7 protein-coding genes are annotated in these 6,604 nt (G+C 71.6%); 3 read left to right on the forward strand and 4 right to left on the reverse strand.

All coding sequences use genetic code 11. From position 1 onward, the window contains the following. Positions 1 to 400 precede the first annotated feature (400 nt). The gene (locus F0L68_RS07595; RefSeq protein WP_149848710.1) at positions 401 to 1,081 is read left to right on the forward strand and encodes an ANTAR domain-containing protein; all 681 of its coding nucleotides are present in this window, start codon (positions 401 to 403) and stop codon (positions 1,079 to 1,081) included. A gap of 24 nt (positions 1,082 to 1,105) precedes the next feature. Here the strand turns inward: F0L68_RS07595 and F0L68_RS07600 are convergent, their stop codons facing one another. The 4 genes from F0L68_RS07600 to F0L68_RS07615 all read right to left on the reverse strand — a co-directional run bounded on the left by F0L68_RS07600 (position 1,106) and on the right by F0L68_RS07615 (position 4,266). Next, positions 1,106 to 2,200 carry a WD40 repeat domain-containing protein gene (locus F0L68_RS07600; RefSeq protein ID WP_149848711.1) on the reverse strand — a complete coding sequence of 365 codons (1,095 nt, stop codon included), beginning with the start codon at positions 2,198 to 2,200 and terminating at the stop codon, positions 1,106 to 1,108. Next, positions 2,197 to 2,721, reverse strand: a complete 525-nt coding sequence (locus tag F0L68_RS07605; RefSeq protein ID WP_149848712.1) for a SigE family RNA polymerase sigma factor — start codon at positions 2,719 to 2,721, stop codon at positions 2,197 to 2,199. The genes F0L68_RS07600 and F0L68_RS07605 overlap by 4 nt, the downstream gene beginning before the upstream one ends. A gap of 93 nt (positions 2,722 to 2,814) precedes the next feature. Then, entirely contained in the window at positions 2,815 to 3,756 is a 942-nt protein-coding gene (locus tag F0L68_RS07610; protein WP_223198567.1) for an endonuclease/exonuclease/phosphatase family protein, read from the reverse strand. A gap of 60 nt (positions 3,757 to 3,816) precedes the next feature. Next, positions 3,817 to 4,266 (reverse strand): DoxX family protein, encoded by a 450-nt coding sequence (locus F0L68_RS07615; RefSeq protein WP_149848713.1) that lies wholly within the window; start codon positions 4,264 to 4,266, stop codon positions 3,817 to 3,819. 127 nt (positions 4,267 to 4,393) lie between these two features. On the opposite strand from F0L68_RS07615, the gene F0L68_RS07620 reads away from it, so the two are divergent. Together F0L68_RS07620 and F0L68_RS07625 are read left to right on the forward strand one after the other, a co-directional pair. Beyond that, a complete protein-coding gene (locus F0L68_RS07620) occupies positions 4,394 to 5,200 on the forward strand; it encodes a MerR family transcriptional regulator (RefSeq protein ID WP_149848714.1) in 807 nt (268 codons plus the stop codon). Further along, positions 5,197 to 6,528, forward strand: a complete 1,332-nt coding sequence (locus F0L68_RS07625; protein ID WP_149848715.1) for an erythromycin esterase family protein — start codon at positions 5,197 to 5,199, stop codon at positions 6,526 to 6,528. The genes F0L68_RS07620 and F0L68_RS07625 overlap by 4 nt, the downstream gene beginning before the upstream one ends. Positions 6,529 to 6,604: the final 76 nt, after the last annotated feature.

Below are 6,604 nucleotides of genomic sequence, written 5' to 3' on the forward strand. Positions count from 1 at the left end.
TCGACCACGGCAGAAAGCGAGAGCCCACGCCAGAACCGTTCGAGGCAAGGCGAGTTCGCTCGTGCTGCGCGCTACGGCCGGCAGCCGCTGACATCGGCATCACCGCTCCCGGTCGCGCGCGCGACGAACGTGCCGCCGGGGTCCGGAGCGGTCACCACCAAGGCTTACACACAGTGTTGACCTGGTAGCGGTCTCAGCATAACCACGATCACCGTGCGGGAATCCCCTCAGCGGGCCAACACCTCGCCACCGATTGCGTCCCTGCGGCGCGCCGGGCGTCGTGTCGTCGCGTCATTCGACTAAACCCACTGATCAGCGAAAGGATGCGGCGGTGAGCACCAGGCGGCTTACCCACGTGTGGGGATGGATAGCCACATACGCCGCCGACCATCGCCAGTCGGTGACTCCGCAGACGGTGTGTGCCGCGTCCGTCGAGCGACTGGGCGTGACCGGCACCAGCGTCGCCGTCGGGTCCGGGGCCATCCAGGGTGAGCTGCTCTACTCGACCGACGAGGTCAGCCGTCAACTCCAGGACCTGCACTTCATGCTCGGCGAGGGGCCGGTCGTCGACGCGGTGCGGGGCGGCCTGCCCGTGTTCGCACCCGACCTGTCCGCCACGGCCAGCGGCGCGGCGTGGCCGCTGTTCGCCGGGGCGGCGATCGAGCTTGGCGCGCTGGCGATGTTCGTGCTGCCGCTGCGGATCGGCGCGATCCAGCCGGCGATCTTCTCGCTGTACCGGGATGCGGCGGGTTCGCTCAGCCCGGAGCAGATGGCCGACGCGGCGGTCTTCGCCGACATCGCGCTCCAGCTGATCCTGGACACCAGGGGCGGCGTCTCGGCCGGCGGGAGCCTCCGCCAGAAACACGCCGAGCCGATGGGCCGGGCGGAGGTGCACCAGGCGACCGGGATGGTGTCCGTGCAGCTCGGCGTCGACATGGAGCAGTCACTGGTGCGGCTGCGTGCCTACGCCTTCGCCAACCAACTGCCGCTCGCCGACGTCGTCCGGGACGTGGTGGCGCGCCGGCTGCGGTTCGACGCCGACAACGTCGACAACCCGGACGACGATCCTCGGACGGCGTGAGACCGGACGGCGCTCGCGTCGTGGTCAGGTCGCGTTGGGGCTGAACAGGAAGCGCCCGGCGAGATCGGCGGGAGCCGTGGCCAACACCCGTCCCGGCCGCCCGTCCAGCGACGTCACCGCGAACCGCGTCCCGCCTGCCGAGGTCGTCGCGACGATCAGGTGCTGGTCGTCGTACCAGCCGTAACAAGGCCCGAGCCCGGCCGGCAGCGTGGTCACGACGGCGCCGGTCGCCAGGTCGACGACCGTGTCGCGGCCCTCGGTGTCGGTGGCCGCCAGCCGACCCGACGGGGACACCGGGTCCGCCGCGGTCGTGGCGAGCCCGCCGGAGGACGCGATCGCGCGCGTCGGCACCCCGTCGAGGTCGTAGAAGCGCAGGTCGTGGCTCGCGTCGGTGGCGACAACGCCGTCCCCGGCCCAGCGGAACTCCTGCTCGGCGGCGGACAGCCCGGCCGGCTCGCCGGCCGCGTCGACGGCCCGGACGGCCCCAGAGGCGGCGTCGACGACGGCGAACCCGGTGCGCGCGCCGTGCCCGCCCTGGCCGGTGGCCGCGTAGACGGTCACGAGCACCCGGCGGCCGTCCCGCGACCACTGCGGCGCGCTGGCCGGTCCCGGCAGGTTCACGTGCGTGGTCTGCCGGTCGGGGTTGCGGAGGTTGAGCAGGTAGCCGGGATCCTCCCGCCCGAGGAACGCGATCGCGCGGCCGGCCGGGGAGACCGCTGCGGCCGCCCAGTCGGTCCTGACGAACTCGCGCTGGCCCTCGGTGCGCACGTAGGCCACCCGGCCGCTCGGGGTGTCGGCCGACACGGTGTAGGCGGACAGCGCGACGGGACCGTCGGCGACCGCGTCCACGCCGAGCGCCGAGGAAGGTCCAGCCGAGGCAGCGGGCTGCGCCACCGGACCGGCGGAACGACCGGGCAGCGCGGCGAACACCACCACCGCGACGGCCACGGTCGCCAGCGCCACCGAGGTCGCGGACGCGGCCCGCACCCGCCGCCGCGCCGCCCCCGCCAACGCGGTGTCGGCCAAGACGGCGGCGGCCGGCCCGGGTCGCTCGCCGGCCTCGCCGGCCTCGTCGGCCAGGTCGCGCAACGCCCGCCGCAACTCCCGCTCCAGCGTCACCGCGACACCCCGCCGACCCCGGCCTCCGCGCCAGCCAGCTCGAGTTCCGGCGCGATCTGGCGCAGCTTGGCCAGCGCACGGTGCGTCGTGCTCCGCACCGTGCCGATCGAGACACCGAGCACGTCGGCGACGCGGCTCTCCGGCAGGTCCTCGAAGTAGCGCAGCGCCAACACCGCGCGCTGCCTCGGCGCGAGCCGGTCGAAGGCGGCGCGGATCACCACGCGGGTGTCCGTGTCGTGGCTGTGGTCGGCCGCGCTGACGTCCGGCACCTCAGCCGAACTCCACTCGGTGAGGATGCGGCGGCGACGCCACACGTTGACCTGCTCCCGGTACATGACCCGGCGGACGTAGGCGTCCGGCTCGCGGATGTGCCGCCAGCGCGCGGCGGTCTTGAGCAGGGCGTTCTGCACCAGGTCCTCGGCGCGGTGCCGGTCGCCGGTGAGCAGGTGGGCGGTGCGGAACAGCGCGGCGGAGCGCGCCGCGACGAACTCGCGGAACGCGGCCTCCTCCGCTGCCCTCACGCGGTCCCCCCGTCCTTGCGATGTCCATGGGTAAGGACGCGCGGGGAGCTGCCGCGTTCGGCGCGGTGCGGTTGCTCACAGCACGCCTGGCCATCACAGCCGCAGCCCTGCGGTCGCGGCGCGATGGTCGCTGCCCCTGGTGTGCAGGGTGCCGGCGTCCGTCGCGGTGAGACCGCGGTAGAGCACGTGATCCGGTCGGGTCAAGGGAAACGCGGCCGGCCAGGTGAACCCGAGCCCGGATCCGGCCTCATTCTGGGCCTCCTGCAGGGAAGGCATGGCGCGACCAAGCGCTCGGTCGGTCGACGCCGTGTTCAAGTCACCGAGCACCAACACCTTCGACGCCGGATCGGCGTTCACGGCGGCGGCTAGCGCGCGCAGGGTCCCGTCGCGCTCGCCGGTCGACCCGAGCCGAATCGACCCGAGGTGGGCGACGTAGACGACGAGTTCCCCTTGTGGGGTCCGCACGGTGGCGCGCAACGCCCTGGTCCAGCCGAGGCCGAGATCCACGGGCCGGGAGTCCAGGATCGGGTACCGGGACCAGAGCCCCACAGTGCCCATCGTGACGTGCAGCGGGTAGGCGTCGTCCAACGCCGGCAACAGCCGTTCGCGCGCGGTGTAGGCGATCTCCTGGAGCCCGACGACATCGGCGTCGGCCTTGATCAGATCGGCGGCGGTCGCCTCGGGTTCGGTGTTGCCAGCGAACACGTTCTGCGAGACCACGCGCAGGTCCGCCGAGCCGCCCGCGGGTCCGCGCACCAGCGCGGGCCCGAACATCGCGCCCCACACGAGCACGGGCACGAGCAGCGCGACCGCGCCGACCCGCGACCGCCGGACCAACGCGAGGACGCCGAGCACCGGCACCCCGAGGCCGAGCCACGGCAGGAAGCTGTCGATCGCCGTGCCGAGCCCGCCGACGTCCGGCACGAGCTGGTGCGCGCCGAGCAGCAGTCCCAACAGCACCGCACACCCGGCGAGCACCGGCACTCGCCGCCGCGCCCTGGGTGGCGGGGCCGGCCTGGTCAGCTGCTCAGTCACGGTCACACCAGACAAGACACCCGGCAAGCCCGAATCTATGCCTGCCCGGGACCAGCCATTTCAGTGCGCGCCAAGAACAACAGCCAGACACGCGGCCAGAAAGCCCAGTTGCAGGGCGGTGCGCGGGCCGACGGCCATCACCTGGGTGTCGCCGAGCACGACCTTGTGCCGCGCCGCGTAGACGTTGGCCGGGAACATGACGATCAGCAGTAGGGCGAGGCAGCCAGCGGCCACCGTGCTGGTGGCCGGGACCAGCAGCCCGGCCGCGCCGAGGAGCTCCAGCACGCCGGTGACCGTGACCAGCAGGTCCGGCCGAGGCAGCGCGGCCGGCACCATGGCGATCATCCCGGGCCGCCGCTTGCCGGCGAAGTGCGCGACTCCCGTCACCAGGAACATCAGCGCCAGCCCCCACCGCAGCGACGGCTGCCACGAGTCGAGCCCGGTCACCCCGAACAGCCCCACCAGCCGAAACGCAACCCAGCCACCAACCAGGGTGATCAACGCCGCCATCACCATCTCCGTTCGTCGTGCCGATCCGGCAACCGTAACATAGTTATATAACAGCGCTACGAACCTTTCATTCCCGCCGCCGCGTCGACTTGAACCTGACGCTGCGTCAGGTCCTACCGTCGAGGCCGTGAGCGAGCGACGGTGGAGCATCGGGGAGTTGGCGCGGGCCAGCGGCGTCACGGTGCGGACGCTGCACCACTACGACCGGATCGGGCTGGTGTCGCCGGGAGAACGAACCGCGGCCGGGCACCGACGGTACGTCGAGGCCGACGTCCGCAGGCTCTACCGGGTGCGGGCGCTGTCCGGGCTGGGGCTGTCGTTAGGAGAGGTGGCGGCCGTGCTGCGGCGCGCGGCGACGGAGGATCTCGACTCGCTGCGCGACCTGTTGACCGCCCAGCTCGCGGACCTGGCGCGCCAGGCCGACCGGATCGAGGAGTCGACGCGGCGGGTGCGCGGCCTGCTCGACCGGCTGGCCGGGTCGGTCATGCCGGAACCGGAACAGTTCCTCGCCACGCTGGAACCGCTGCCGATCGACGTCAACCGCTACCTCTCCGACGCGCAGCAGGCGGCGCTCGCCGACCGCGCCGCACACCTCGGCGCCGACGCGATCGAGGCGTTCAAGGCGGAGTGGGTCGAGCTGTTCACGCTGCTGCGGCAACACCTCCTAGACGGCACACCGGTCGAGGACCCCGCAGTCGGGGCCCTGGTGTCGCGCTGGCAGGAGATCGCCAACGCGTTCCACACCGGCGACCAACACCTCGCGGGCGCGATCACCGCACTCTGGCAGGACAACCGAACCCAGCTAGGCCGCGAACTCGACCGCCGCATCGGCTGGTCCGGTCCCGACGGAACCGCCGACGTAGTCGACTACCTGACCAGGGCGCGCGCCGCCCACCCCAACACCAAGGGGCCAACACCAAGGGGCGCTGAATGAACCTAGACATCACCACGTGGCTTCGCGAGAACATCCACACCCTACGGTCGATCGACCCAACCAACGCCAGCCCCGACGAACTGGCACCGCTACGCGACATCGTCGGCACCGCAAGGGTTGTCGCCGTCGGCGAGAGCACGCACCGGGTGCACGAGTTCTACCAGCTCCGCCACCTGGTGGCCCGATTCCTGGTGCGGGAACTGGGTTTCACCGGTTTCGTCATGGAGTCCGGCTTCCCGGAGGGCTGGGCGGTCAACGACTGGGTGCTCGGCGGCGACGGCGACCTGGATCATCTTCTGCGCACCGGAATCACCTACCACATGGGAAAGTGCGCGGAGATGCGCGACCAGCTCACCTGGCTGCGCGAACACAACGCGACACACGACCGCAAGGTCCGGTTCTACGGCATGGACGTGCCCGACTCCAGCGCGTCCGCGCGGCCGGGTGTCCTCGCCGCACTTGCCTTCCTCGACGAGGTGGACCCCGCCTACGCGGCCGCCGTCCGCCGGCGCCTGCTTCCCCTGTTCGACTACCTGCCGTCCGACCGAACCGGCCTGGCCTGGTCCGTGCCCGCCATTCAGGCCTACCTCGCACTCGCCCCGGCGCACCGCCACGAACTGACCGCCAGGATCGGCGAACTGACCGAACGACTCCAGGCCCAGCGTGTTCCCTACGCGGCAGCCTCGGCAGACAACCCCGCGCGAGCCGACATCGCCCTCCAGTGCGCGATCACCGCGAGGCACGCCGACGCGTTCCTGTCGGCCATGGCAGCGGGCCGGGAACGCACCTACGCCGGCGCCAACCTCCGCGACTCGGCGATGGCCGACAACGTCGAATGGATCCTCGACAGAGAGGACCGCATCGTCATCGGCGCGGCCAACGGCCATCTTCAGCGCTGGCCCTACCGAGTGCCGCCGATCATCAACGAGGAACAGACGATGCTCGGCCAACACCTGGCCCACTCGCTGGGCGACAACCTCAAGGTCATCGCGACCACCCACAACGGCGGCCGCATGTTCCGACACCGCCCCGTCCCCGACGGCCCGCCCGGCCACACCGAGGTGTTCTTCGAGGACCTGCCCGCAGTCGAGGAACCCGACAGCCTCGACGCCCTACTAGCGACCACCGGCGAACCCCTGGCGCTCCTCGACCTGCGAAAAGTGCCGACAGAGGGCCCGGTGGCAGACCGCTTCGCGCACATCGACTCCACCATGCAGACTCCGTACAAGCAGCTGGTGAACCCCATGGTCGCCTTCGACGCGGTCGTCCACCTCGACAAGGTCACCCCGTGGCACACCTTCATCGACCCAACCAACCCACAAGCCTGACCACGGCCCCCAGCCGGCGCCACACACCCCTGGCACCCGCCAGGGGCGGTATCGATGGGACTATCCCGCGAACGGT

Source organism: Solihabitans fulvus, assembly GCF_008386585.1.
In the GTDB taxonomy this organism is placed as follows: domain Bacteria; phylum Actinomycetota; class Actinomycetes; order Mycobacteriales; family Pseudonocardiaceae; genus Solihabitans; species Solihabitans fulvus.